Origin of the sequence: Bradyrhizobium sp. YCK136 (assembly GCF_044570075.1) — a bacterium.
GTDB lineage: Bacteria > Pseudomonadota > Alphaproteobacteria > Rhizobiales > Xanthobacteraceae > Bradyrhizobium > Bradyrhizobium diazoefficiens.
The window spans coordinates 157,754-183,690 of the sequence record NZ_CP172424.1 but is presented as its reverse complement, the minus strand read 5'-3'; the positions used below and the strand labels follow the sequence as shown (position 1 = coordinate 183,690).

The 25,937-nt window shown below is 65.3% G+C and carries 26 protein-coding genes and 1 tRNA gene; 12 read left to right on the top strand and 15 right to left on the bottom strand.

What is annotated here, in order from left to right:
• Window positions 1-55: 55 nt before the first annotated feature.
• Window positions 56-1,597 (top strand): alkaline phosphatase, encoded by a 1,542-nt coding sequence (locus ACFLEY_RS00865; RefSeq protein WP_211433938.1) that lies wholly within the window; start codon window positions 56-58, stop codon window positions 1,595-1,597.
• Window positions 1,598-1,620: 23 nt separating this feature from the next.
• On the opposite strand, the gene ACFLEY_RS00860 is transcribed toward ACFLEY_RS00865, so the two are convergent.
• The gene (locus ACFLEY_RS00860; protein WP_171901168.1) at window positions 1,621-2,004 is read right to left on the bottom strand and encodes a response regulator; all 384 of its coding nucleotides are present in this window, start codon (window positions 2,002-2,004) and stop codon (window positions 1,621-1,623) included.
• A gap of 186 nt (window positions 2,005-2,190) precedes the next feature.
• On the opposite strand from ACFLEY_RS00860, the gene ACFLEY_RS00855 reads away from it, so the two are divergent.
• The 7 genes from ACFLEY_RS00855 to ACFLEY_RS00825 all read left to right on the top strand — a co-directional run bounded on the left by ACFLEY_RS00855 (window position 2,191) and on the right by ACFLEY_RS00825 (window position 9,561).
• The gene (locus ACFLEY_RS00855; RefSeq protein WP_051000234.1) at window positions 2,191-2,958 is read left to right on the top strand and encodes a Crp/Fnr family transcriptional regulator; all 768 of its coding nucleotides are present in this window, start codon (window positions 2,191-2,193) and stop codon (window positions 2,956-2,958) included.
• A 370-nt stretch (window positions 2,959-3,328) separates the two neighbouring features.
• Window positions 3,329-4,045, top strand: a complete 717-nt coding sequence (locus ACFLEY_RS00850) for a prolipoprotein diacylglyceryl transferase (RefSeq protein WP_060912813.1) — start codon at window positions 3,329-3,331, stop codon at window positions 4,043-4,045.
• Window positions 4,026-5,471, top strand: coding sequence for a radical SAM protein (locus ACFLEY_RS00845; RefSeq protein ID WP_060909676.1), 1,446 nt, complete (start codon window positions 4,026-4,028; stop codon window positions 5,469-5,471). Before ACFLEY_RS00850 ends, ACFLEY_RS00845 begins: the two co-directional genes overlap by 20 nt.
• A complete protein-coding gene (locus ACFLEY_RS00840) occupies window positions 5,468-5,713 on the top strand; it encodes a hypothetical protein (protein WP_028174932.1) in 246 nt (81 codons plus the stop codon). Before ACFLEY_RS00845 ends, ACFLEY_RS00840 begins: the two co-directional genes overlap by 4 nt.
• A gap of 18 nt (window positions 5,714-5,731) precedes the next feature.
• Complete coding sequence (locus ACFLEY_RS00835) at window positions 5,732-6,013, top strand: hypothetical protein (protein ID WP_011083370.1); 282 nt, start codon at window positions 5,732-5,734, stop codon at window positions 6,011-6,013.
• A 237-nt stretch (window positions 6,014-6,250) separates the two neighbouring features.
• Window positions 6,251-8,077, top strand: coding sequence for a translational GTPase TypA (gene typA, locus ACFLEY_RS00830; protein ID WP_028174933.1), 1,827 nt, complete (start codon window positions 6,251-6,253; stop codon window positions 8,075-8,077).
• A gap of 236 nt (window positions 8,078-8,313) precedes the next feature.
• On the top strand, window positions 8,314-9,561 hold the full coding sequence (locus ACFLEY_RS00825) for an NAD(P)/FAD-dependent oxidoreductase (protein WP_060909673.1): 1,248 nt from the start codon (window positions 8,314-8,316) through the stop codon (window positions 9,559-9,561).
• Window positions 9,562-9,603: 42 nt separating this feature from the next.
• Here the strand turns inward: ACFLEY_RS00825 and ACFLEY_RS00820 are convergent, their stop codons facing one another.
• Genes ACFLEY_RS00820 through ACFLEY_RS00805 form a run of 4 tightly spaced genes read right to left on the bottom strand, consistent with a single transcriptional unit; the run spans window position 9,604 to window position 12,680 of the window.
• A complete protein-coding gene (locus ACFLEY_RS00820; RefSeq protein WP_060909672.1) occupies window positions 9,604-10,011 on the bottom strand; it encodes a thiol-disulfide oxidoreductase DCC family protein in 408 nt (135 codons plus the stop codon).
• A complete protein-coding gene (locus ACFLEY_RS00815) occupies window positions 10,011-11,330 on the bottom strand; it encodes an SDR family oxidoreductase (RefSeq protein WP_060912812.1) in 1,320 nt (439 codons plus the stop codon). The genes ACFLEY_RS00820 and ACFLEY_RS00815 overlap by 1 nt, the downstream gene beginning before the upstream one ends.
• Window positions 11,331-11,337: 7 nt before the next feature.
• Entirely contained in the window at window positions 11,338-11,805 is a 468-nt protein-coding gene (locus ACFLEY_RS00810; RefSeq protein WP_060909671.1) for a DUF2269 domain-containing protein, read from the bottom strand.
• Entirely contained in the window at window positions 11,802-12,680 is an 879-nt protein-coding gene (locus tag ACFLEY_RS00805; RefSeq protein WP_060909670.1) for a dienelactone hydrolase family protein, read from the bottom strand. The genes ACFLEY_RS00810 and ACFLEY_RS00805 overlap by 4 nt, the downstream gene beginning before the upstream one ends.
• A 266-nt stretch (window positions 12,681-12,946) precedes the next feature.
• On the opposite strand from ACFLEY_RS00805, the gene ACFLEY_RS00800 reads away from it, so the two are divergent.
• Entirely contained in the window at window positions 12,947-13,456 is a 510-nt protein-coding gene (locus ACFLEY_RS00800; RefSeq protein ID WP_008136728.1) for a GNAT family N-acetyltransferase, read from the top strand.
• Between the two features lie 180 nt (window positions 13,457-13,636).
• Window positions 13,637-14,176 carry an inorganic diphosphatase gene (ppa, locus tag ACFLEY_RS00795; protein ID WP_060909669.1) on the top strand — a complete coding sequence of 180 codons (540 nt, stop codon included), beginning with the start codon at window positions 13,637-13,639 and terminating at the stop codon, window positions 14,174-14,176.
• 133 nt (window positions 14,177-14,309) lie between these two features.
• On the opposite strand, the gene ACFLEY_RS00790 is transcribed toward ppa, so the two are convergent.
• Genes ACFLEY_RS00790 through ACFLEY_RS00780 form a run of 3 tightly spaced genes read right to left on the bottom strand, consistent with a single transcriptional unit; the run spans window position 14,310 to window position 15,855 of the window.
• Window positions 14,310-15,194 (bottom strand): bifunctional methylenetetrahydrofolate dehydrogenase/methenyltetrahydrofolate cyclohydrolase, encoded by an 885-nt coding sequence (locus ACFLEY_RS00790; RefSeq protein ID WP_060909668.1) that lies wholly within the window; start codon window positions 15,192-15,194, stop codon window positions 14,310-14,312.
• 1 nt (window position 15,195) lies between these two features.
• Window positions 15,196-15,549 (bottom strand): DUF167 domain-containing protein, encoded by a 354-nt coding sequence (locus tag ACFLEY_RS00785; protein ID WP_060909667.1) that lies wholly within the window; start codon window positions 15,547-15,549, stop codon window positions 15,196-15,198.
• Between the two features lie 15 nt (window positions 15,550-15,564).
• Window positions 15,565-15,855, bottom strand: a complete 291-nt coding sequence (locus ACFLEY_RS00780) for a YggT family protein (RefSeq protein WP_007598721.1) — start codon at window positions 15,853-15,855, stop codon at window positions 15,565-15,567.
• 206 nt (window positions 15,856-16,061) lie between these two features.
• Between ACFLEY_RS00780 and ACFLEY_RS00775 the strand changes: the two genes are divergently transcribed.
• A tRNA-Ala gene (locus ACFLEY_RS00775) sits at window positions 16,062-16,137 on the top strand.
• Between the two features lie 107 nt (window positions 16,138-16,244).
• Here the strand turns inward: ACFLEY_RS00775 and ACFLEY_RS00770 are convergent.
• From ACFLEY_RS00770 to ACFLEY_RS00740, 7 genes are all read right to left on the bottom strand, one after another.
• Complete coding sequence (locus ACFLEY_RS00770) at window positions 16,245-17,057, bottom strand: enoyl-CoA hydratase (protein ID WP_396604473.1); 813 nt, start codon at window positions 17,055-17,057, stop codon at window positions 16,245-16,247.
• 99 nt (window positions 17,058-17,156) lie between these two features.
• Complete coding sequence (locus ACFLEY_RS00765; RefSeq protein WP_060909665.1) at window positions 17,157-17,960, bottom strand: glutamine amidotransferase; 804 nt, start codon at window positions 17,958-17,960, stop codon at window positions 17,157-17,159.
• 129 nt (window positions 17,961-18,089) lie between these two features.
• Window positions 18,090-18,869, bottom strand: coding sequence for an SDR family oxidoreductase (locus ACFLEY_RS00760; RefSeq protein WP_060909664.1), 780 nt, complete (start codon window positions 18,867-18,869; stop codon window positions 18,090-18,092).
• Window positions 18,870-19,086: 217 nt separating this feature from the next.
• On the bottom strand, window positions 19,087-19,575 hold the full coding sequence (locus ACFLEY_RS00755; protein ID WP_060909663.1) for a TerB family tellurite resistance protein: 489 nt from the start codon (window positions 19,573-19,575) through the stop codon (window positions 19,087-19,089).
• A gap of 223 nt (window positions 19,576-19,798) precedes the next feature.
• Entirely contained in the window at window positions 19,799-21,208 is a 1,410-nt protein-coding gene (locus ACFLEY_RS00750; protein ID WP_211434163.1) for an adenylate/guanylate cyclase domain-containing protein, read from the bottom strand.
• Between the two features lie 50 nt (window positions 21,209-21,258).
• Window positions 21,259-22,626: a cytochrome P450 gene (locus tag ACFLEY_RS00745; RefSeq protein WP_060909662.1), complete on the bottom strand. Its 1,368-nt coding sequence runs from the start codon at window positions 22,624-22,626 to the stop codon at window positions 21,259-21,261.
• 34 nt (window positions 22,627-22,660) lie between these two features.
• A complete protein-coding gene (locus ACFLEY_RS00740; RefSeq protein ID WP_060909661.1) occupies window positions 22,661-24,031 on the bottom strand; it encodes a hydrolase in 1,371 nt (456 codons plus the stop codon).
• Window positions 24,032-24,168: 137 nt separating this feature from the next.
• Between ACFLEY_RS00740 and ACFLEY_RS00735 the strand changes: the two genes are divergently transcribed.
• Entirely contained in the window at window positions 24,169-25,857 is a 1,689-nt protein-coding gene (locus tag ACFLEY_RS00735; protein ID WP_011083388.1) for an MFS transporter, read from the top strand.
• The last annotated feature ends 80 nt before the right edge of the window (window positions 25,858-25,937 follow it).

Sequence of the window (25,937 nt, the reverse complement as noted above, 5' to 3'; positions counted from 1 at the left end):
GGACCGTCCCGGAATGACAGCGCCAGATGCGCCTAAGACAACCAGCGAATCCACCATGAACATCAAATTCTCCCGCCGCCGTTTCCTCGCCACCAGCACCGGTGCGCTTGGCGCAATCGCAATGCCCTATCTGTCGCGCGCGGCCGACCGGCCGGCGGTCACCCATGGCGTGCAGTCGGGCGACGTCACCGTCGACGGCGGCGTGGTCTGGGCGCGCGCCGATCGTCCATCGCAGATGCTGGTCGAGGTGGCGACGACGGAGTCCTTCAAGGACGTGCGCGCGCTGCCACCGATCGCGGCGCTGCCCGAAAGCGATTTCACCGCGAAGATGCTGATCGAAAATCTTCCGGGCGGGCAGGACATCTTCTATCGCGTCCGCTTCCGCGATCTCTCGCACGGCGCGATCGAGGGCGAGCCGGTGGTGGGCCGCTTCCGCACCGCGCCGGCCGACCGCCGCGACGTCAGCTTCGTCTGGGGCGGCGACGTCGCAGGTCAAGGCTGGGGCATCAATCCCGATGACGGCGGCATGTTCACCTTCTCCGCGATGCGCAAGCATCGTCCGGATTTCTTCCTGCACTCGGGCGATACGATCTATGCCGACGGCCCGATTGAATCCGAGGTGAAGCTCGCCGACGGCAAGACCTGGAAGAACGTCACCATCCCCGAGAAGGCCAAGGTGGCCGAGACGCTGGACGAGTACCGCGCCGCGCACAAATACAATTTCACCGACGCGAACCTCCGCGCCTTCAATGCCGAAGTGCCGATCTTCGTGCAATGGGATGACCACGAGGTGACCAACAACTGGTCGCTGTCAAAGGAGCTCCCGGCGACCTACAAGGTGCGCGACATCGCGCTGCTCGCAGCGCGCGCGGGCCGCGCCTTCCACGAGATGTATCCGATGCGCGAGAGCATCAATGAGCCGGGCCGCGTCTATCGGCAGATCTCCTACGGCCCGCATCTCGACGTGTTCGTGCTCGACGAGCGCAGCTATCGCGGCCCCAACGGCGCCAATCTCGAAACCGCATACGGCCCCGCCAGCTATTTCCTCGGCCCGGACCAGATCGCCTGGCTCAAGCGCGGCCTCCTCAACTCGCGTGCGACCTGGAAGGTGATCGCCTCCGACATGCCGCTCAGCCTCGTCGTCTCGGACACGCCGAAGGGCGGATCGGAAGCGATCGCTCAGGGCGACGGCCCGGTGCGTGGCCGCGAGTTCGAGATCGCCGACATCCTGCGCTTCATCAAGACGGCGCCGATCAGCAACACGGTGTGGCTGACCGCGGACGTGCATTACGCCGCCGCGCATTACTACGACCCGAACAAGGCGCAATTCCAGGATTTCGAGCCGTTCTGGGAATTCGTCTCCGGCCCGCTGCACGCAGGCACCTTCGGTCCGAACGCGCTCGACAACACGTTTGGGCCGGAGGTGCGCTTCGTCAAGGCGCCGGGCAAGGACAGCCAGAACCTGCCGCCGTCGGCCGGCATGCAGTTCTTCGGTCACGTCAAGATCGACGGCGCCTCCGGCCAGATGACGGTGACCCTGCGCGACCGCACCGACGTCGCGCTGTGGTCGACGACGCTGGATCCGAAGCTCGCTTGAGTCGCTTCAGCCAGAGCGGAGCGTCATGAGCCGCGCGACCGTAGCGCGGCCTCGAGCGCATCGCTCGAGCACGGCTTTTGCAAACGCGGCCGGTTGACGAAATCCGAAGCGATCCGTGTCTCGGCGCCATAGCCGGTGACGAAGACGAAGGGAATCTTCAGGGCCGCCAGCCGCTCGGCGACGGCAAAGCTGTTCTCGCGGCTGAGCTCGACGTCGAGCAGCGCGAAGTCGGGCGCGCGCGCCGCGATCGCGGCCAGCGCCTGCGCCACCGAACCCACGGTGCGCACGCTCGTCACGCCAAATCCGAGCAGGCGGTCCTCGAAGTCGATCGCGATGATCGGATCGTCCTCGACGATCAGGACATCGGCGGGGACGTCGGACGAACCGTCCGGGGAAGCAGGTATCATGATCCTGGCTATCGAGGGCTGCATGTTCTTACCGATCAAGGACAGCCGCATTCCGACGCCTGCGCCCAGCGCATCGGAGGGTTCCCGGAACGAAACTCACCACCGAACAGTTTTGACGTCTGTCCACTTGTGCACACGGCCAGCGATCGAGACTCGCTCGTGCTGAAAGGAGAGCAGGGATTTACGATGGACGCGCGTATCGGGAAGGCGACGGAGGTCGGCAGCCGGCCGGCCAACAATCTGCTGCGACGCTTGAGTCCGGCCGACTATGCGCTGCTCGCGCCACACGTCATCGTTGACGATGCCGCGGCCAACGAGCTGCTCTACAGTCCCGGCGACGATGTCCAGGTCGTGCACTTTCCGTGCGGGCCGTCGCTTGCGACCTTTCTCGTTCCCAACGAAGACGGCCGCGACGTCGAGACCATCCTGGTCGGCCGCGAAGGCGCGGTCGGCGGCATCGTCAGCGAGGGATTTCTGCCGGCCTACACCCGCATCTGCGTGAAATTCGGCGGGCCGTTTGCGCGCATCCATGTCGGCAAATTGGAGGCGGCCAAGCTGCGCTCGCCCACGCTGCGCAACATCTTCGCCCGCTACGCCGATTGCATGCTAGCGCAGATCTTCCAGTCCACCGCCTGCAACGCCATCCACTCGATCGAGCAGCGCACGGCGAAATGGATCCTGGCGGCGATGGAGCGCACCGGCGACGAGAGCAGCGTGCCGCTGACGCATGAGCAGCTTGCGACGCTGCTCGGGGTGGGGCGCAGCTATGCGAGCCGCGTGCTCCAGTCGTTCAGGGCCGACGGCATCCTCGACACGCGGCGCGGCTCGATCCTGGTCCGCGACCGCGACCGCCTGCGCCTGCGCGCCTGCCTCTGCAACGAGGCGGTGAAGAACCATTTCGAGGAAGTGCTGCGCGGCGTCTACCCGACGGAGGAGGCGAGCAGCACGGGCTGACCCTCTCCGGCGCGCTCCCGATCCCCCTGACCTCCCGCTCCATGCAGAGCAATCGCATGTGGATTTCACGAGGATTGTCCGCGGGCTTGCTTCGCCTCTCCCGCTTGCGGGAGAGGCCGACGCGCCCCGGGCGATGCGAAGCATCGTCCCGAGCGCGGCGGGTGAGGGCTCTCACCACGCAGGGACGTCCTCCGCAATCCCAGGCAATCCCGACGCGGAGACACCCCATCCCCAGCCCTCCCCCGCAAGCGGGAGAGGGAGCCGAGCGCCGGTGCCGCCGCATCGTGCAAACCACATGCGATAGCCCTGCGCTCCATGAAAGGATGCCGACGTGCGACACCGCACGTCCGCCGTGCTATACCCGCTCCGCATGAGCGGGGCGTTCCTTCACACTGTCTTCGATGTTGCGGCGTGGCTGGCGGCGGGGGCGGCGGTTTACTGGCTGTCGCGACAAGGCTTGCGGTTTCCGGCGCAATCCTTCGAGCTGCCCTACATCGCCGCGCTGGTGTTCGGCGCCGGCATTGGCGCCTATCTGTTCGGGTCCGCCAATCTGTGGCTGTCGGGCGAGAGCGGCATTGCGCGCTCGGTCGAGGGCGCGCTTGCCGGCGGCATCGTGGCGGTCGAGCTCTACAAAAGGACCGCAGGCATCGCCCTGCGCACGGGCGCGCGGTTTGCGCTGCCGCTGGCCCTCGGCATCGCGATCGGGCGGCTCGGCTGCTATTTCGCGGGCCTCGACGATTTCACCTACGGCACGCCGACGGCATTGCCCTGGGGCCATGATTTCGGCGACGGCATTCTCCGCCATCCCGTGCAGCTCTACGAGAGCGCCGCGATGGGCGTGTTCGCGCTGCTCTATGTGCTGGCGGTCTTGAACCGGAACGCATTCGCGATCACCAATGGTTTCTACCTGGTTCTGCTCTACTATGGAGCGCAGCGCTTCCTGTGGGAATTCCTCAAGCCCTACGGCACGCTGATCGGCCCCCTCACGCTGTTTCACCTGCTGTCGCTGTCCATCCTCCTCTACGCCGCAATCATGCTGGCGACGGCGCCCAAAGCGAGACCTGTGCATGAACGCGCCGTTGCGTAAGTCGCGTCCCTACATCTTCTGGGGCCAGACCCAGTCCCTCTGCGAGACCTGCCTGAAGCTGGTGCCGACCAAGATCCAGATCCTCGACAACGAGGTCTGGTACGAAAAGCGGTGCAAGGAGCATGGTGTTCAGTCGACGCTCGTGTCCACCGACGCGGCCTATTGGCGTCTGTGCAAGGATTTCATCAAGCCGGGCGACCGCCCGCTGCAATTCCAGCACCGCACCGAATTCGGCTGCCCCTATGATTGCGGCCTCTGCCCGGATCACGAGCAGCATTCCTGCCTCGCGCTGATCGAGATCACCGAGCACTGCAATCTCACCTGCCCGGTCTGCTTCGCCGAATCCGCGCCAACGCGGACCAAATTCACCCCGCTCGCGACGGTGGAGAAGATGCTCGACGCGCTGGTTGCCAGCGAGGGCGAACCCGACCTCGTGCAGATCTCCGGCGGCGAGCCGACATTGCACCCGGACTTCTTCGCGATCCTGGACGCCGTGCGCGCCCGCCCGATCCGCCATGTCATGATCAACACCAACGGCCTGCGCATTGCCCGCGAAAAGGATTTCGTGGCGCGGCTCGCCGAGAACAAGCGCGGGCTGGAGGTCTATCTCCAGTTCGATTCGCTGCAGCGCGATCCACTGATCAATCTGCGCGGCGCGGATTTGCGCAAGATCCGCCAGCAGGCGCTGGAGAACCTCGAGCATTACGGCGTGTCGACCACGCTGGTGGCGACCATCAAGCGCGGCGTCAATGATGCCGAGATCGGCGACATCGTGCGTCACGCGCTGACCTGGAAATGCGTGCGCGGCGTCACGCTCCAGCCGGTGCAGGATGCCGGCCGCAACGAGAACTTCGACAAGAATACCGACCGCATCATGCTGTCGGAGATTCGCAACCGCGTGGTCGAGACCGGCGTGTTCGGCGACAAGGACATGATCCCGCTGCCCTGTAACCCCGAGAGCATCTCGATCGGCTACGGTCTGCGCAACGGCGAGAAGGTGCTGCCGCTGACCTCGCTGATCCCGCAGGAGCAGCTGGTTGCGGTGATGCCCAACACCATCAGCCCGGAGAAATATCCGATGCTGCGGGAGAAATTCGTCGATTTGTTCTCACTGTCGTCGGGCCCACTCAACACCTCCGAGCGCGTTTGCGAGCTCTTGTGCTGCCTGCCGAGCTTCGAGGTGCCGGAAGGACTTTCTTACGAGAACGTGTTTCGCGTCACCATCGTGCAGTTTCTCGACCGCTTCAATTTCTGCGTCGGCAACGTCAAGCGGTCCTGCATCCATTTCGTCACGGAGCAGGGCGCGATCATTCCGTTCGACACCTACAATCTGTTCTATCGCAACGGAAAGATCGACGGCATCCGCGCTGCGCTGGCTGGCGAGACGTATCGCGAGGCACGCCAAAGCGAGGAGGTGCCGCGATGAGCGACACCGGCACGCCTCCTCCGACTCCGACGCCGCAAGGGGACGCGCCTCCGATGGCGCCGCCACGGCGCGACGGGCGCCTGACCGCTTTCATGGTGATCGCCGGCGTGGTGCTGCTTTTCCCCGGCCTGTGCTTCCTGGCATTCGGCGGCCAAGGTGCCCCCTTTGTCCTGATTGGATTGGTCCTGGTCGGATTTGCGATCTTCCTGTTCATCCGGGCGGCGAGCCCGCCTAAGCCCTGACAAGAGTGTCGCCTCCTCATGAGCAACATCGCCCCCCCGCCTCCGCCTCCTCCGGCCGCCCCGCCGCAGCGCGGCGGCTGCCTGACCGCGCTCATGGCGATCTCCGGGGTCATCCTGCTGCTTCCGGGTCTTTGCGCGCTCCTGTTCGGCGGAATCTCCATATCCGAGGGGGGCAAGATCGATTCCGACATCGCCCCGCTGGTCTTCCTGGGGCTGGTCGTCGGCATCGGGGGCGTCGTCCTGATCTGGGCGGCGATCAAGGGGCGAAAGGCCCCCGCCCATCCCGGAACCCAGCCCTAAGCCCCGGGAATTCCCGGACAAAATTCAGTCAACCAACCGGCAAAGAACACATTGTTTTTTGGCGGTTTTTGCATATATTGCGCCGCAACGCGCAGGGTGCCCGGTCGATAGACCGGGCTTCCCTTTTTGGGCGGAAAGCGCCCGTTTCCAGTCTTCCAGCGTTGTTTCGAGAAGAGGTCCCGGTCTGGCCGGCGAGATCGCGCTTAACCCATTGTTCGAACGCAAAGAAGCTCACTCATGAACCTCCGCAACGTCGCCATCATCGCCCACGTCGACCACGGCAAGACGACCCTGGTCGACAAACTCCTCCAGCAGTCCGGCACGTTCCGCGAGAACCAGAAGGTGACCGATCGCGCCATGGACTCCAACGATCTGGAGCGTGAGCGCGGCATCACCATTCTGGCCAAGGCGGCCTCGGTGCAGTGGAAGGACACCCGGGTCAACATCGTCGACACCCCCGGCCACGCCGATTTCGGCGGCGAGGTCGAGCGCATCCTCAACATGGTGGACGGCGCGCTGGTGCTGGTGGACGCCGCAGAAGGCCCGCTGCCGCAGACCAAGTTCGTGGTCTCCAAGGCGCTGAAGGTCGGCCTCAAGCCGATCGTCGTCATCAACAAGGTCGACCGCCCCGACGCGCGCCCGACCGAAGTCATCAACGAGGTGTTCGACCTGTTCGCGGCGCTCGACGCCAGCGAGGAGCAGCTCGACTTCCCGATCCTCTACGGATCGGCCAAGCAGGGCTGGATGGCCGAGAGCCCCGAGGGTCCGCAGGACAAGGGCATGGAGCCGCTGTTCGACCTGATCCTGCGCCACGTCGCGCCGCCGACGGTCGAGGAAGGTCCGTTCAGGATGATCGGCACCATCCTGGAGGCCAACCCCTATCTCGGCCGCATCATCACCGGCCGCATCTCCTCCGGCGTGCTCAAACCGAACCAGCAGGTCAAGGTGCTGCATGCCGACGGCAAGCTGGTCGAGACCGGGCGCATCACCAAGATCCTGGCGTTTCGCGGCCTTGAGCGCACGCCGCTCGATGAAGCCGAAGCCGGCGACATCGTCGCCATCGCGGGCCTGACCAAGGGCACCGTCGCCGACACCTTCTGCGATCCGACCGTCGAGGTGCCGCTGCCGGCGCAGCCGATCGATCCGCCGACCGTGTCGATGTCCTTCATCGTCAACAATTCCCCGCTCGCCGGCACCGAAGGCGACAAGGTGACGAGCCGCATGATCCGCGACCGTCTGCTCCGTGAAGCCGAAGGCAACGTCGCGCTGCGCGTCGTCGAGGCCGCCGACAAGGACGCGATGGAAGTCTCGGGCCGCGGCGAATTGCAGCTCGCGATCCTGATCGAGACCATGCGCCGTGAGGGCTTCGAGCTCTCGGTGTCGCGCCCGCGCGTCGTGTACCAGAAGGACGAAGCCACCGGCGCCACCATGGAGCCGATCGAGGAGGTCGTGATCGACGTCGACGAGGAGCATTCCGGCGTCGTCGTGCAGAAGATGAGCGAGCGCAAGTCCGAGCTGGTCGAGATGAAGCCGTCCGGCGGCAACCGCCTGCGCCTGGTGTTCTACGCGCCGACCCGCGGCCTGATCGGCTACCAGGGCGAGCTGCTCACCGACACCCGCGGCACCGCGATCATGAACCGCCTGTTCCACGGCTACGCCCCGTACAAGGGCGAGATCCAGGGCCGCCGCAACGGCGTGCTGATCTCCAACGACCAGGGCGAGGCCGTGGCCTACGCCATGTTCAAGCTGGAAGACCGCGGCCCGATGATGATCGAGCCGGGCTGGAAGGTCTACAAGGGCATGATCGTCGGCGAGCACACCCGTGACAACGATCTCGAGATCAACGTGCTCAAGGGCAAGCAGCTCACCAACATCCGCACGACGTCGAAGGACGAAGCCGTGCGCCTGACCCCGCCGATCCGCATGACCCTGGAAAAGGCGCTCGCCTATATCGAGGACGACGAGCTCGTCGAGGTCACCCCGAAGTCGATCCGCCTGCGCAAGAAGCACCTCGACCCGAACGAGCGCAAGCGCGCGGAGAAGTCCAAGGAAGCGGTGGCGTAAGCTACCGCACGCCGTTGTGCCGTAGGGGGGGCAAAGCGCAGCGTGCCCACCACTTGAAGTCCCGGTCGGCAATGGTGGGCACGGCGCAAGAGCGCCTTTGCCCACCCTACGGAGCTTCACTCCCGTCTCTGGAATACTGGATCACCCGCTCCAGTGCGCAAGCGCGCACAGGGCGGGTGATGACAGCTGACTTGTGGCGGCTTCAGCACATCCAGCGAACGTGCTAGAGCCCGCCCATGAGCTCCCTTCCCTCCTCCGTTGATGTCGCGATCATCGGCGCCGGTGCTGCCGGGCTCGGCGCAGCGCACGCGCTGGCGGGCTCCGGCCTCTCCGCCATCGTGCTGGAGGCCCGCGACCGGCTCGGCGGCCGGGCGTGGACCGTGCAGGCCTCGCCTGAGGTGACGTTCGACGTCGGCTGCGGCTGGCTGCATTCGGCGGACCAAAACTCCTTCGTCGCAATCGCAAGGCAGCTCGATTTCGAGGTCAACAAGGACCTGCCGCCCTGGCGCGAGCGCGCCTTCGGCAACGCGTTTCCGCAAAGCCAGCGCGACGAGTTCATGCAGGCGATGGACGCGTTCTACGAGCGCCTCTGGCAGGCCGCGCAAAAGGGCAAGGACGAGCCCGCGAGCCTGAGCCTCGAGCCCGGCAATCGCTGGAATCCCATGATCGACGCGATCTCGACCTATATCAACGGCTGCGAACTCAAGGACATGTCGACGCTGGACTGGGACGCCTATGAGGACACCAACCTCAACTGGCGCATCCGCCGCGGCTATGGCGCCCTGATCGCGGCCTATGGCGCGCCCTGCCCGGTGGCACTGAACTGCATTGTCACGCTGATCGATCATTCCGGCCCGCGCATCCGCCTCGAGACGTCGCGGGGCACGCTGACCGCCGGCAAGGTGATCGTGACCGTGCCGACCAATCTGATCGCCGATGAGGCGATCCGCTTCTCGCCACTGCTCCCGGCCAAGGTCGATGCCGCCGCCGGCCTGCCGCTCGGCGTCGACGACAAGGTGACGCTGGCGCTTAGCGATGCCGAGGCGTTCCCTAGGGAAGGCAACCTGCGCGGCGCCACCATGCGCACCGCGATGGGCACCTACCACATCCGCCCGTTCGGCCAGCCCTGCATCGAAGGTTTCTTCGGCGGCAGCTTTGCAAGAGACCTGGAAGACGCCGGCGACGGCGCGATTGCCGCGCAGAGCATCGACGAGATCGCGAGCTTCCTCGGCAACGACATCCGCCGCAAGCTGAAGCCGCTGTACGAATCGCGCTGGGCGCGTGATCCTTTCGCGCGAGGGTCGTATTCACATGCGCTACCCGGACATGCCGGCGACCGCGCCGTGCTGGCCGCGCCGATGAATGGCCGGCTGTTCTTCGCTGGAGAAGCGACGTCGCCGAACTTCTTCACCACGGCGCATGGGGCGCGGGACAGCGGGGAACGGGCGGCGAAGGAAGTGCTGGCGGCTCTGCGCAAGCCATAACCGCAAACTCCGTCATTGCGAGCGCAGCGAAGCAATGACGAATTACTCAATCACCCGTGCTCGCAAATCTGCATCCGGCACAAAGCACGCCTCATACTTCCCAAAAATGCGGTAGCGGTTGCGCGCGATGAGGCTGTAGACGGGATCCCGCAGCGGCTTCGGTACCGCGAACAACGCGCGTACCCAGCCCCAATCGGGAAGCTGCGACAGCACAGTCAGCGCGGCATCCGACTTCATGAACACCTCGCCGCCGTGAACGACGGCGTTGGTGTCGGGATCCCCAGGGTCGATGCCGAACGTGCGCGCCAAACGCGCCCCATAGTCCGACTGGATCGGCGTGAAACGAAAGCGCTTCGCCGTGTCGCGCTTGGCGACGAAGCGCACCCAGCGCGAGCAGAAGATGCAGACGCCGTCGAACAGGATCACATCGTCGTCGGGCCATTTTGGCATCAGCGATTATCCAGCATCAGAAGCGCAACCAGCATCAGCACGATCGCAGGCCCCGTCTTGACCAGCGCGCCGAGCGGCTCGATCCAGAGATCGGGCGTGAGGATCGCGGCACCGAACATATAGCCGAGCGAGGCGACAATGCCCGCAACCAAGCCGACCGCAGCCGTACGTCGGAACGCGATCAGCACGCCGATGCTCATGTCCATCAGGCTGGTGCCGATGGTGATGGGATCGACCAGCGCAGGCGCAAAATTGTGCGCGCTCAGGATGCCGGCGGCGGCGCGGTAGGAGACGAACAGCGCGATGAAGCCGGAGACGCCCCAGAACGCGGCCAGGCTCGCGAAGATCAGCGCCTTAATCAGAAACAGCCGCGCGAACCATTTGTCCTGGATGGTGGCGGGATGACGTCCGATCACTTCAGCCAGCGTTTTCGGCACGATGCCCGTGGCGGCGATCCAGGCCGAGGGATCACCGCTCACGCCGCGGCGCAGCTCGGCTATGGCGGTGGAGCGCATCGGCGGCATCCAGCCGAGATAATTGGCGAGATCGCCGATTTTCGCGCCGAGATCGAGCATCAAGGTCGGCATCGCGATGCGCGGCCAACCGGCCGTGCCGAATGCGAACCGAAACTGCTTGATGATTCCGGCCATGGTGACCGGCTCCGATAGCATCAGGTCCCAGCACACTGATATCACGGATGCATCGTCGATATCACGCGCGGCGAGCCAGGCGATGGTCGCCGAGATGTCCTCGACGGCGACGGGCTGGAACGGCGTCGCCATCTCCGCACCCGGCAAGTCGAGCGGGAAGGCGGCGAGCGCGCGCAGCATGGCGCTGCCGCCATAGGCTGACGGCGCGACCACGAAGCCGGGCCGCAGGATGGCATGGGCGATGCCGGAGGCCGCGATCAATCGCTCGGCCTCGCGCTTGGTCGTCGCGAAAGCGGTACGGTCGGCTTCGGCCATTCCCGGAATCGAGATGTGCACCAGCCGGATCGCGCGGCCGCTGTCGCCGATCGCCTGAAGCAGACGCGCGACGAAATCCCGGTGCACGGCGCTTGTGTCGCTGCCGGGCCCATCCTGGAGCACGCCGAGGCAATTCACGACGACATCCACGGCATGCTCGCGCAGCAGGCGTGTCAGCGCGGCCGCATCGAGCGATAGGAGCGGAAGCTCGATATCGAGCGCGCTCATCATCTGCGCCGGCGACAGGCTGCGCGCCACGCCGACGGCGCGAAAGCCCCGCGCGCGCAGATCGTCGGTGACGAAGCGGCCGATCAGGCCGGAGGCGCCGAGCACCAGGATGGTTCGCTGGTTCATCATTCCCTCAAAACGGCTTGGCGACCATCAGCCAGAGGATCAGCATCGTCGCGCCGAAGCCGGGGAAGCCGAACGCGAACCAGCGGCGGAACAGGACGAAGTAACGCTCCGGCAGCGCGGCGCGCCGCTCGGAAGCCTTGCGCGCGAGATCGCGCATCTCGATCTGCATGAAGACGACAGGGATCCAGAACAGGCCCGCGATGGCATAGAGCGCGAGCGAAGCGAGCAGCCAACGCTCCGTGAACGACGTGGCCGAGAGCATCATCAGCAGGCCACCGCTGACCGGCTGCAAGATCACGGCCGACAGCGTGAAGATCGCGTCGGCAATCACCACCACCGAAGCCGTGCGCGCAATGAAGTCTACATCGTGCGTGCGATGCGCCATCAGCATGAAGAAGGCGATGCCGGTTCCGGTGCCGAGGATTACGATGGCGCCGAGCACGTGCAGGTATTTGACCAGGAAATATAACGTCATGGTTTCTTCTTCAGCGCACGCTCGAGCTCGCCGCCGGCGGCTTTGACGCCGGCTTCGGTCTCGATCATCCAGTGCCCCTCGCTGCCCACCCCGGGCAGTGCGCGGAAATCGACCTTACCGCCACCGCCGCGAAATGCGTCTGCCAGCGACTTCGAAAATACCGGCGGAAAATAGCTGTCATTGTTCGCAACGAGCCATGTGACGGGAATGCGCGCCGCCCTGCCGAATTCAGCAGCGGCCGCGAGAAGCGCATGCGGCGCGCAGATCCGGTTCGGTTCGTCATTGGCATGGCCGCCGCGCCCCGGCGCAAACACTGTGATCGCCGAGATCGTCTTGGGATCGGCATTGGCGAGCGCCAGCGCGCCCCAGCCACCGGCGGAATGGCCGATCACGATCGCGGCATCCTTGCGGATGAAATCCTGCTTTCGCAAATGGTCCAGTGCCAGCGAAATTTCTTCGGCCGTCGCACGCCCCGAGCGCGCGTAGTCCGCTTCATCACAGCCGCCCTGGTCCTCGACATAGCGGCCGCCGGTTGCACCGTGGCCGAGCCGTTCCGGCACCAGCACGGCAAAGCCGCGCGCGACGAGGAACGCTGTGAGCGCGCGGTATTCCGGCTGCGGCATTTGTGCACGACGCAAGCCGTTCTGCGTCGAAGCATGCGCGATGACCGCGAGTCGAAATGGACCGGCACCGAACGGGCGAAACAGCAGCGCATGCGCGGCAATGTCCGTATCCGGCGACGGCACACGCCACTCCTGCCGGCGAAACGGCTCGCCTTCCTCGCCCGACGCACCGAACGTGACCTGGGCGCACAGAGGCGGCGCGGTCAGCAAGGCCAGCAGAGGCAGGAGCGCAAGGATGTTGAAGAGCCGCATGAATTGCCGGAGGCGAGCACGGACAGTGAAGGCCAGACTAACGGGAACGAATCATCCTGGGCGGACTTTCTGCGTTGCCATCGCCGTTCATTGGTTGCCGCAACGGAGTTTTGCACCGACGCGTGGCAGTTCGTTGCCGTTCAGGGCAGCGCCTTGTCCTCTTTCGGTACAACACGGTTGAAATACTGATGCAGAAAGTCCACAGGTTAACCGATAATTAACGATAGGTCTTGCCGCCGACGCGGCGACTTGGTTTGATCGTCTCCATGAGCACAACCCTGATCGAGGTCCGGCCGGCCAAAGCTGCAGATGCAACTGCGGTGGCGTCAACCCATGACGAAGCCTGGCGCTCGGCCTATCAGGGCATCATTCCCGGCGCCGAGCTGGAGAAGCTGATCAACCGCCGCGGTCCGCAGTGGTGGGACAGCGCGATCCGCAAGGGCAGCCGCGTCAGCGTGCTGGTGTTCGGCGACAAGATCGCAGGCTATGCCAATTACGGCCGTAACCGTGCCCGCAGCTTGCACTTCGACGGCGAGATCTACGAGCTCTATCTGCGCCCCGAATTCCAGGGCCTCGGCTTTGGCCGGCGCCTGTTCGCCGCCGCCCGCCGCGACCTGATGCAGAGCGGGCTGAAGAGCATGGTTGTGTGGGCGCTCTCGGACAACGATCCGGCGACCGAGTTCTACCGGGCCCTGGGCGGCCGCATGGTGGCGCGTTCTTCGGAACGATTCGGGCCGAAGTCGCTCGACAAGGTTGCCTTCGCTTGGACCAATTGAGCTGCTGAAAGTCTAGCCGGCAGCTTTTCCCATCCGTCGATACCGTTTGCCGCTTGAGCCGGTGTTCGCTGGATTCATTATTTCACAAAAAACACGATGGATTGGGGGGCCAAGCCCGCGTATGACAGCGCCGAAATCGCTGCCGGGCGCGATTTAACCTCGGCAACAACGGAGCCTTGAATGCGTATCGATGCTATCTCGATCGGGAAAAACGTCCCACAGGACGTCAATGTCATCATCGAAGTCCCCGTGGGCGGCGAACCGATCAAATACGAGATGGACAAGGAGGCCGGCACGCTGGTGGTCGACCGCTTCCTGTACACGCCGATGCGTTACCCCGGTAACTACGGCTTCATCCCGCACACGTTGTCGGACGACGGCGACCCCTGCGACGTGCTGATCATCAACACCCGCGCCATCATCCCCGGCGCCGTCATGAGCGTACGCCCGGTCGGCGTGCTGTTCATGGAAGACGAAGCCGGCGGCGACGAGAAGATCCTGGCGGTGCCGTCGTCGAAGCTGACGCAGCGCTACGACAAGGTGAAGTCGTACTCCGACCTGCCCGACATCACGCTGCAGCAGATCCAGCACTTCTTCGAGCACTACAAGGATCTCGAGAAGGGCAAGTGGGTGAAGATCCTGCGCTGGGGCGGCCCGGAGGACGCGCACAACCTGATCCTCGAGGGCATCGAGCGCGAGAAGAAGAAGAAGAAGGGCTGAGCTTCTGTGTCCCGGACGCGGCGCGACATGAAATGACGCGACGCTGAGCCGGGACCCATGCCGCCACTGGGCCGCGGCTCAGCAGCGCACCGCTGAAGAAGCGCTGCGCTGCGTCCGGGGCACGAGAGTTTACCTACACCGCCGGCTTCGGCAGCCCGGCGATTGCGCAGGCCGCGCGCAGCGTGTTCACGAGCAGGCACGCCACCGTCATCTGGCCGACGCCGCCGGGCACCGGCGTGATGGCACCGGCAACGCCGAGCGCTTCCTGATAGGCGACGTCGCCGACAAGGCGCGTCTTGCCGTCCTCCTTTGGAATCCGGCTGATGCCGATGTCGATCACGGTCGCGCCGGGCTTCAGCCAGTCGCCGCGCACCATCTCCGGCTTGCCGACGGCGGCGTAGACGAGATCGGCGCGCTTCACGAGGCCCGGCAAATCGCGCGAGCGCGAATGCGCGATGGTCACCGTGGCGTTCTCGTTCAGCAGCAATTGCACCAGCGGCCGGCCGACCAGGTTGGAGCGGCCGATGACGATGGCGTTCAAGCCCTCGAGCGAGGGATGGACGCTCTTGGTCAAAATGATGGAGCCGAGCGGCGTGCAGGGCGACAGCGCTTCGAAGCCGCCAGCGAGACGACCGGCATTGTTCGGATGCAGGCCGTCGACATCCTTGGCGGGATCGATGGCGTTGATGACGGCCTCGGTGTTGAGGCCCTTCGGCAGCGGCAGCTGGACAAGAATACCGTGCACGGCGGGATCGCGGTTGAGCTTTGCGACGACGGCCAGCAAGTCCGCTTGCGAGACGTCAGCCGGCAGCTTGTGCTCGAACGAGGCCATGCCGGCCGCCTGCGTCTGGGTGCCCTTGGAGCGGACATAGACCTCGCTCGCCGGGTCGTTGCCGACCAGGACCACCGCAAGGCCCGGCACCAGATTGTGCCCGCGCTTGACGCGGGCAACCTCGTCGGCAACGCGCGCCCGGAGGTCCGCGGCAATGACTTTTCCATCGATGATCTTGGCCGTCATGTCAGTTCCCTTGGTCTTTCGATTTGGCGGATGCGAGTTGGCGCAAGGTCTCGCCGAGCCGCGCCGGATCGCCGTCGACCGCGATCTGCTTCAGCCGCGAGGTTGCTCCGGACAGGAGTCTTACGCTGGCCTTGGGGACACCAAGCGATTTCGCCAGCAGGACCAAAACGGCCTTGTTGGCCTCGCCGCCATCGGCGATCGCGCGCACCCGCACCTTGAGCACGCTGCGGCCATCGGCCAGCTGCTCGATCCCGTCGATGTCGTCGCGGCCGCCGCGCGGCGTCACCCGCAGCGCGATGCTGATTCCTGCAGCCGAGTAACGCCAGGGTTCCTTGAAGGCCTCTTTCGCGACCAAGGCGCTCCTGCCTGCTTAGATGACGTTCGGGTAGATGTAATACAGGATCACCCGCTCGATGAACATGATGAGCAGGATCAGGATGATCGGCGAGATGTCGAGGCCGCCGAGGCTGGGCAGGAAATTGCGAATCGGCGCCAGCACCGGCTCGGTGATCCGGTAGAGGAACTCCGCAACCGCCGAAACGAACTGGTTGCGGGTGTTCACCACGTTGAAAGCGATCAGCCAGGACAGGATCGCGGAGGCGATCAGCAGCCAGACGTAGAGGTCGAGCACGATGATGACGATGTCGAGAACGGCACGCATGGCTTTTGAAGACTCTGGCTTTTGAAAACTCTGGCTGCGGTCGGGATTGACGCCTTTTGCTAGATATCGGTTCCCCCCGGCCCAAACAAGGGAAGTTCGGACGCAGGAATGGCTAAAACCGGGTTACGCCCGTCCTTGACTTGACCTTGGCAGGGACTTAAATGGCGCCCGGTTGTCGGCCGCGTTTACCAGGGCGGCCAACAAACGGGGCCATAGCTCAGCTGGGAGAGCGCGTCGTTCGCAATGACGAGGTCGGCGGTTCGATCCCGCCTGGCTCCACCAGCCTTCGCAGGCTGCGCCTGCTTCGGCTCGGCAAGCCCGCTCGTAGCGAAGGCTGCCACGCCATAGCCCACGGGGCGACGGCGGGCTCCATCCGAAGACCTCTCCCCCTACCTCCCCGTAAACCTCGGCCGCCGCTTCTCCATGAAGCTTTTCACGCCCTCCCGGAAATCGCTGCCGCCGAGCGCCACCATCATCTCCCGGTTGGCCTCGATCGTTGCCTCGGCCAGCGTCTGGAACGGCACCTCGTAGAGCTGGCGCTTGATCACGGCCATCGCGCTCGGCGAGACGAAGTCGGCGAGGTCGCGCGCATAGGCGTAGGTTTCCTCGCGGAGCTTCTCCGGCGAGCACAGGCGGTTGACCAACCCGATCCGCAGCGCCTCGTCGCTCGAAACGCGGCGCGCCGAGAGCAACAGATCCATCGCGTTGGCATGGCCGACGATGCGCGGCAGCATCCAGCTGATGCCGTGCTCGGCGATGAGTCCGCGCCGCGCGAAGGCGGTGGTGAACACGGTGTTGTCGGCGGCGAAGCGCAGGTCGCAATAGAGCGCGTGGACGAGGCCGATGCCCGCGGTCGCGCCGTTGAGCATGGCGATGACGGGCTTGCCGATCGACGGATAGAAGCCGTAGCGCGTCTGCCAGTCGGGCCGACGATTCATGTCGAAGGGCGGCAGGCTCGATGCGCGCCTGACGTCATCGGGGTCGAGCCCTTTCAGCGCATCCATGTCGGCGCCGGCGCAGAAGGCGCGGCCCGCGCCGGTGAGCACGATGACGCGGACATTGTCGTCGGCGCTTGATGCTTCCATCGCATGGCGCACGTCGCGCTCCATTGTCGGCGTCCACGCGTTCATGCGGTCCGGGCGATTGAGCGTGATGGTCGCGACCTTGTCGCTCACCTCATAGAGAATGTGTTCATAGGCCATGACGCTCTCCCTTTGTCTGCCGGCACGCGTTCGCGCGCGCTCGTTGTCAGCGAGCCTAGCATATCCAGGGATGAGGCAAGGGCTTGCGCGAAGGCGCGATCACTCGGCGGCTTGCGCCAGCAGCGGCCGGCGCGCCAGCCAGCCATTGATGAAGTGATCGAGCCAGGCGCGTTCCGCGGCATCGTACACGGCACGGTCCGCGAAATGATGATGCCGCTCGCGCGCACCGGGCGCGCTGAACCCGTCATAGCCGCGCGTGGTCCAGCGATGCATCATGGCGTAGGTCACGTCAGGATGAAACTGCACGCCGAAGGCATGGCCCGCACGGAACGCCTGCACCGGAAAATCGTCGCCTTCCGCAAGCAGCTCAGTGCCGGCCGGCAGCTCGAAACCCTCGCGGTGCCAGTGATAGACCTGCGCCGGCCAGGCCGGACAGAGCGCGTAGCCCGCGGCCGTCGGGCGGATCGGATAGTAGCCGATCTGGGTCAGTGCCTCCGCATGCGGCGCGACGCGGGCGCCGAGCTGCATCGCCAGCATCTGCGCACCGAGACAGATGCCGAGGAACGGCCGCTGTTCGCGAAGCGGAATTTCGATCCAGTCGATCTCGCGGCGGATGTAGTCGTCGGGATCGTTGGCGCTCATGGGGCCGCCGAAGACTACGGCGCCGGCATGCTGATCGAGCGTCTCCGGAAGCGGATCGCCAAAGCGGGGACGGCGGATGTCGAGACGATGGCCGAGCGCGCGCAGCGCATTGCCGACCCGGCCGGGCGTCGAGGATTCCTGGTGCAGGACAATCAGAACCGGCAACCGGGCTTCGGGACGAGCAGCAGATGCGCCAAGGGCCCTTCTCTTCGGGAAGGGCACCAATTCCGCGCCACCAAACCTGTCCGTCCGGAACGACATTGCCTTTCCAAATGCTATCGGTTCAGACCGCCAGCATAGCTAAGCGATGGTTAACATCGTGTGAGTTTGCGCACACACGACACCGATCAGGAAAGCAAGCTCCGGGCCACGACAGGCTTCGAGCGTTCTTCAGCGTCTCTGCCGCTGGAATCGGCTGGTGGCGGACAGGATAAAGCCGCGCGGGAAGAAACGTAGCGCGAACGGCACAATCTTGATGCCGAGACCCGGCAGCACTGCCCGTTTATTTGCCATCAGCCCACGATAGGCCTCCCGTGCAACATCGGAGGCAGGAACATTGAGAAGGGCCGTGTTGTGTCCGGATCCGACACCGGCGCGCGCCTGGAATTCGGTAGGCACCGGACCCGGGCAAAGTACGGTGACGCGGACGCCGCGCGGCGCGAGCTCCGCCCGCAAGGCCTCGGTGAGAGAAATCACATAGGCCTTGGACGCGTAATAGACCGCCATGCCGGGGCCGGGCAGAAAGCCGGCGACCGAGCCGACATTGAGAAGACCGCCCTTGTTCCTGATGAGCTGATCGGCAAATCGCAGCGACAGATCGGTCAGGGCCCGGACGTTGACATCGACGATGCGAACCTGCTCGTCGCGATCGCACTCGATGGCATCGCCGAACACGCCGAAGCCGGCATTGTTGACGAGATGGTCGAGCTCGACATCTTCGGCGGCGAGCGCGGCCGCGATCTTCTCGCCGGCATCAGCTTCCTGGAGGTCGCCGGCGATTACGATCGGCTTCTTGCCGCCCTTGGCGGCGAGCTCGTTCGCGAGCGCCTCGAGCCGGTCCGCGCGCCGCGCCGTCAGCGCCAGACGGTGTCCATTCGCGGCGAACACCCGCGCCAGCTCCGTGCCGATGCCCGCCGAGGCACCGGTGATCAACGTTACCCGCTCAGTCACGATCGAAGTCTCTTGAATTGAAGTTTTTAGTCCCACAATGGCGGAACGAGAGCATAGGCCGTACGCGACAGGCAAGCGGCGCTGACAGCGTGGCCGCTTGAGCGGGCATCAGGGAGAGCAGAAAACCCGGGGATTTACGGATGAATCCGGGATAACCGCAGCCGGGGGCTACATTAAAGTTTCGTCATGTAGCCTGTACAACCGGCAATCCCCGAAATCAGCCGCCTACGGCGCCGTCCTTCACCTGGTTACCGGCACGGTCCGCCACGGCATGCTTCAGGTCGATCCGGTCGCGCTGGGAAATCCCGAGCAGGTCGGAGGCGCGCCAGACCACGTTGTCCTCGAACTCGGAGACCTGGCCGTCGGCATAGACCAGCTCCCACATCATCTGGACGATGCGCTTGCGGCCCGCTTCGTCGAGCGAGCGCATGATGACGCTGGTGAAGTGATAGAGGTCGACCGCCTCGCCCTCGACCTGGATCGCGTCGGCGATCAAACGATCGGCAGTGCCGCGATCGAGCCCAAAATGGCTTTCGATCAGGCTGTGCAGCTTGCGCTGCTCGGTCGCCGTCGGCTGGCCGTCCAGCGAGACCACGTGAACCAGCAACGCGGTCGCCGCCAGCCGATAATCGCTGTCGCCGAATGCGCGATCCCCGGCATGGGGAGCAACAATGTCGGCGATGAATTGACGCAGGCCGTCGAGCATGGGGTCCTACCGAAAACGATGACGCCGCGGGGGCGCGGCGTTACCAGCATTATATGTGCGGGAAACTCAACCGGCGCAACGTGCGTCAGTTCCCCGCGCTGCATTACGTTTCGGCAATCTGTTCGCTGTCATTCCGGGGCGCGCGAAGCGCGACCCCGGAATCTCGCGCTACAATCTCGAGATTCCGGTCTGGCCCTTCGGGCCATCCCGGAATGACGGTGGCTCACGGTATCTCGTACACCACCATCTTGTCGGCGATGCCGCGCAATGCGGCCTGCTTCTGGATCGGCCTGATCTCACGCTGCTTCAGCACTTCCGCTACGGCTGGCGCGTCCAGCACTGCCCCCGTGACGTGCATCTCCTGCGCGGTCGACAGGCTCTGCACGCGGGCGGCGATGTTGACTGTCTGGCCGAAATAATCCTGCCGCTCGTTGAGCATCACCGCGAGGCACGGACCTTCATGGATGCCGATCTTGACGATGAGATCGGCGGTGCCGCGCTGCTTGTTGAGCACGTCCATCGCCGCACGCATCCGCAGGCCCGCGACGATCGCGTGCTCGGGACGGACGAAGGTCGCCATCACGGCGTCGCCGATGGTCTTCACCACCGCGCCCTTCTCGGAGGAGATGATCTCGAGCAGCGCATGGAAATGCGCGCGCACGAGATCGAAGGCGGCGAGATCGCCGACCCGCTCGTAGAGCGCGGTCGATCCTTTCAGATCCGTGAACAGAAATGTCAGGGACGTGATCTGGAGCCGCTGATCGACACTGAGATTGTCCGCCTTGAACACATCGCGGAACGTCTGGTTCGACAGCATCCGCTTGGCGGTGAGGAACGGCTTGCGCTTGCCGATGAGGTGATGAAGCGCCTCGGCCGCGATGAACACCGACGGCAGCACGCGTACGCCGGCCTGGTTCTCCAGCGACAGCCGCAGCGGACCCGGCCGCATGGTCGTGGTGCCCGTCGGCGCCTGCACCCTGTTGTACATGATGGCGAGCTGCTGGCGGTCCTTGGTCGGCTCGCCCTGGACGTCGATGAAATGAGCGGCGTGCGTCACCGGCTCGAAGATGATGATGAAGTCGTTCGGCAGCTGCAGCGACATGGTCGCCTTCTCGCCGGCCGGCAGCTCCATCGTATCCAGTGTGACCTCATTGGCCAGCGTCGCAAACGATTCCTTGTTGAAGTCGACGCCGGAGCTCCAGAACACCTGCTTGAAATACTCCCATACCGGAAGCGTATCCGGGTCGTGCGCCGCGATGCGCCGGACGCGCGGGTTCACGGTGAAGGAGACCTCGACCTGGTCGTCGACGGAGGCCTTGTAACCGCAGGCACAGAGCGCACAGTGATAGTCGTCGGGCTTGAGCGCCTTCAGCGTCGCGTGAGCGCCAAGCACACCGCCGCAGCCCGGACACAGCACGTTCCAGCCGAGATCGAACAGCCCGAGCCGCGCCGAATGCAGGAAGGCGGAGATCGCGCGCTCTTCGTCGACACCATGCTGCCTGGCGAAATCGAGGACATTGACGCGGTTGAGCTCGTGATCCTCGCCGTCCTCGATGAGGCGCGCAATCTCATCGACCGCCTTCGGATCGGCGGTCTGCTTCAGAACGGAAAACTGGGCCTGGATGTCGCTCATGGCGTAACTCTATCTAGGGTGGATCACGCCATCGGCCAGGCGAGCGCCTGTCACCGACGCGTGATTCGGAACATGGGTGAGCGGTCCGGCTGGGTCGTGACGACGCCATGCGGGATCACGGGAACCGTATCGACCAGCTCGACGCGAAACGCACCGATCAGCCGGGCCAGCGCCAGCACGGATTCGGCTTGCGCAAACGGCGCGCCGACGCACACGCGCGGACCCGCGCCGAACGGCAAATAGGCAAAACGGTCGGGTGCTTCGGTCGACATGAAACGCTTTGGAACGAACGCGTTCGGCTGATCCCACAGCTTTTCGTGCCGGTGCAGCAGCCAGGGCGCGATCATGATGATGTCGCCCCTGCCGATCTCGATTCCAGCCGCATTGTCCTTCGCGCGCGCGGCACGCGCGATCAGGAAGGCGGGCGGATAGAGCCGCATGGTTTCTTCGATCACCGCACGGGTGAATTTCTGGCGATCGATGTCGGCCATGCTGTCGAGATGTTCGCCGCGGGTCTCGGACGCCACCTCCTCCTGCGTATCAGGATCGAGCGCGAGCAGATAGAGCGCCCAGAACAGCGCGGTCGCCGTGGTTTCGTGACCGGCGAGAATCATGGTCGCGACTTCGTCGATAAGCTGCTCGTCCGAAAAGCCCTTGCCCGTTTCAGGATCGCGCGCCTCGTCCATGAGATCGAACAGGTCGCGCGGCGGCGCGCCGTCCTTTTTCCCGGCGGCGCGCCGCTCTGCGATCAGCATCGCGACGAATTCGGTCCAGCGCTTGCGGAAACGGGCGCGGGCAAAATCCATCGGGCTCGGCCAGGACACCGGCAGCAGCATGTCGAGGAAATAGGGCCGTCCCAGCCGCTCGCCATATTCCACGACGAAGTTGCGCAAGGTGGCGCCATGCCGGTCCATGCCGAACGAGAACATCGTGCGCCCGGCGATCTCGAGCGTCATGCGCTGCATCGCCTCGCGCAGATCGACGGTCTCGCCGCTGCGCGCATCCAGCTTCGCGATGGTCTCGTCGAGCACCGCCGTCATGTGCGGAACGAGATTTGCGGTGGCGCGCGGCGTGAAGGCCGGCGCAAGCGTGCGGCGCTGAAACGTCCAGGCATGACCTTCCGCAATCAGGAGGCCTTCGCCGAGCACGGGACGCAGCATGCGAATGCCGGCCGGCGTGCGCGTGTAGTTCTCGTAATTGCTGAGCAGGACATGCCGGATCGCGTCCGGGCGGTTCAGGATGAAGCTCTTATGGAGGAAGAAGCGGCCCTCGAGAACGTCTTCCTCATAGGCGCGCTGTCCCCAGGTTGCGATCATGTTCTGCCTGATCACAGCGACCCGTCCGAGGAACGACATGTCGTCGGGGGCACGCGGCGGCGTCGGGGGGATGATGGGCCGCCGCACGCTGGCGATGTTCATGGCTCTCTCCCGCAGATGTGACGCAGGCAAATAGCTAGTAAGTCAGCTCGGCAACCGCAATCCTGTTCTCGGCGGCAGGCCAGAGGCGTGCCACGATCCGTTCTTCGCCGAACTGGGCCACGATGTTACGCCCGATCTCGCCGGCCGGAAGCCGCAATGTTGCTGTCGCATCCGTGGGTACGCCCGGTTTGACGTCGGCCGGCTCCTTGCCGTCGAGCAGAACCACGTCCCGCGGCAGGCCGAAATAGCCGCGCGGACGTGACATGATCACGACTGCGTCGGCATCCTTGTCCGCCGGCCCGAGCGGGCGCGCGGCACGCAGGTGGACGACGTCGGACGAGCGCGGGAAGGGCGAGCGATAGATATGCGTGGTCGGCGCATCCGGCGACGCGAGGACGAATTCGAGCGGCCAGGAGGGTTCGACCTGCGCCGGCCCCCAGCGGCCGTCAGCACCGGTCTTCGCGCTGTGCACGGCATTGCCGTTGCGCTCACCGGTATCCGGATCGACGCGGAAGATATCGACGGTTGCGCCCGCCACCGGCCGATTGGTGGACACGCCGCCCGGCGTTCCCGTGACGAGGCCACTCAGCCTGACGCTCGGTCCCGGCACGATCGCGATGCGCGCGGGCTCGCGGCCGGCGATGAACTTGTAGATCTCGCGGAACGCGCGCGGGTGAAACGCCACCTCGCGATGATCGAGCGCACCGAGCACGAGATTGGTGGCCCCCCGCAGCTCCGGCCCCTCGGCGGTGACACCGGTCGGCGTGCCGGGCTTGCCGATGAAGCGGCCGTCGGCTTGCGCGTATTTGTCCATGCCATCGCTCCGCAGGGTGAGGAAAGCCGTGCCCGGCGTCACCTCGCTCTCGCCCCCGTTCAGCCCGCGCAGGAAAACGCCGCGGCCGTTGAACTCGTTGTTGGGCTGGTCGTCGCTCGCGAACACGCCGTGATTGGGCGTGCCGCACAGGACGGCGTGGCTGACGTCAGCCACACCGCCGTTCCTGATGACATTGCGGATCGCATAGCCGCCGCGCGAGCTGCCGACCAGCGCCACGCGCGCCGCACCGGTACGGCGCTTCAGCTCGGCGATGGCGGCGGCGAGCTCACGGCGCTGGTCCTCGGTCGAGGAGCGGTTCGCCTGCTCGACCGTGTCGTCGCTCCGCGCATTAGGATCGGTGAAGTTGATCGCCAGCATGCGATCGCGCGCGATGCCATTGGATTCCATCCGCCACATCGTGGTCATCCAGAGCGCGTCGTAGTCGCCATTGCCGTGGACGAACAGGATCGGCGGCACCTCGGCGCCCTGCGCCGCGGGCGCGGTTTGAGCGAAAGCATCCATCCGGACGCTCGCAAGCGCAAAAGGCAATGTGCCGGCACCTTGCAGGATCGTCCGTCGCGACAGCTTCATCTGTTCCTCCCCGGCAAAACCGCCTCTTTGCACCGCTTATAGCGTCCTAACCACTGGACAGCGAAGGACTTTCGCGGGCATCACTGAATCCGCCGGAATCGCCAGGACCACTTCTGCCAGCCCATATGGAAGGGGATATGACCGAGCAGCCGAACCGTCAGAGAATCGCAGCCGACGGCATCGCCGCGCCGCTGCGATACACCGTGTTCCGGCGCATCTGGCTCGCCAGCCTGCTCTCCAATCTCGGCCTGCTGATCCAGGGCGTCGGCGCCGCCTGGGCGATGACGCAGATGGCGGCCTCGGCCGACAAGGTGGCGCTGGTGCAGACCGCGCTGATGCTGCCGATCATGCTGATCTCGATGCCGGCGGGCGCCATCGCCGACATGTATGACCGCCGCATCGTCACCCTGGTCTCGCTCATGATCGCGCTGACCGGCGCGACTGCGCTCACGATCCTGGCCGGGCTCAAGCTGATCACGCCGGAAGCGCTGCTCGCCTTCTGCTTCGTCGTGGGCAGCGGCAACGCGCTGTTCGGCCCGGCCTGGCAATCCTCGGTCAGCGAGCAGGTGCCGCCCGAAGCACTGCCGTCGGCCGTCGCGCTGAACGGCATCAGCTACAACATCGCGCGTAGCTTCGGTCCCGCGGTCGGCGGTGTCATCGTCGCCGCGCTCGGCGCGGTGGCGGCGTTTGCCTGCAACGCGATCCTCTATCTGCCGCTGCTGGTCGTGCTGCTGCTGTGGCGGCGCAGCACCGAGCCCTCGCGCCTGCCCCGCGAGAAGCTCAACCGCGCCATGGTTTCGGGCTTCCGCTACATCACCAATTCGCCGCCGATCAAGATCGTCCTGCTGCGCACGCTGGTGATGGGCCTGATCGGCGGCGCCATCATGGCGCTGATGCCGCTGGTCGCGCGCGACCTCTTGCATGGCGGCGCGCAGACCTACGGCATCATGCTCGGCGCCTTCGGCATGGGCGCGGTCATCGGCGCGCTCAACATCCACGAATTGCGCAAGCGCATGAGCGGCGAGTCCGCGATCCGCGCCTGCACCATCTCGATGGCCTTTGCGATGGCCGCCCTTGCCGTGAGCACAGAACCGGTGCTGACGGCGACCGCGCTGGTGCTGGCCGGCGCGGTCTGGATGGCCGCCGTCGCGCTGTTCAATATCGGCGTGCAGCTCTCGGCACCGCGCTGGGTCGCAGGCCGGTCGCTGGCAGCGTTCCAGGCCTCGATCTCCGGCGGCATCGCGATCGGCGCCTGGGGCTGGGGCCATCTCACCGACTATGCCGGCGTCGAGGTCGCGCTTCTGGTCGCGGCAGGCCTGATGCTGATCTCACCGCTGCTCGGGATCTGGCTCACGATGCCGCGCGTCGGCGCCCGCAACGAGGACGCCGAGGTGCTGGCCGATCCCGAAGTCAGGCTGTCGCTCACCGGCCGCAGCGGACCGCTGGTGGTCGAGATCGAATACCGGGTGTCTCAGGAGAACGCGCGCGCCTTCCACAATGTGATGCAGGACGTGCAGCTCTCGAGGCAGCGCAACGGCGCCTATGGCTGGTCGATCGCGCGCGACATCGCCGACCCCGAATTGTGGACCGAGCGCTATCACTGCCCGACCTGGTTCGACTATCTTCGCCAGCGCAACCGCTCGACCCTATCCGAACGCGCGCTGCATCAGCAGGCGATCGACTTCCACATCGGCCCCGAGCCGGTGCGCGTCCGCCGCATGCTGGAGCGTCCGTTCGGCTCGGTGCGCTGGAAGGAAGAGACGCCGGACCAGGGAGCAAGCGAGGTGCTGCCAGTGGTTGCGACCGCGGCGGGGAGCAGCACGTAGGTTCTGCCGTCGTCCCGGCGAAGGCCGGGACCCATAACCACAGGCAAAAGTTTGGCGAAGACTCGGAGTTGCGACCGAGT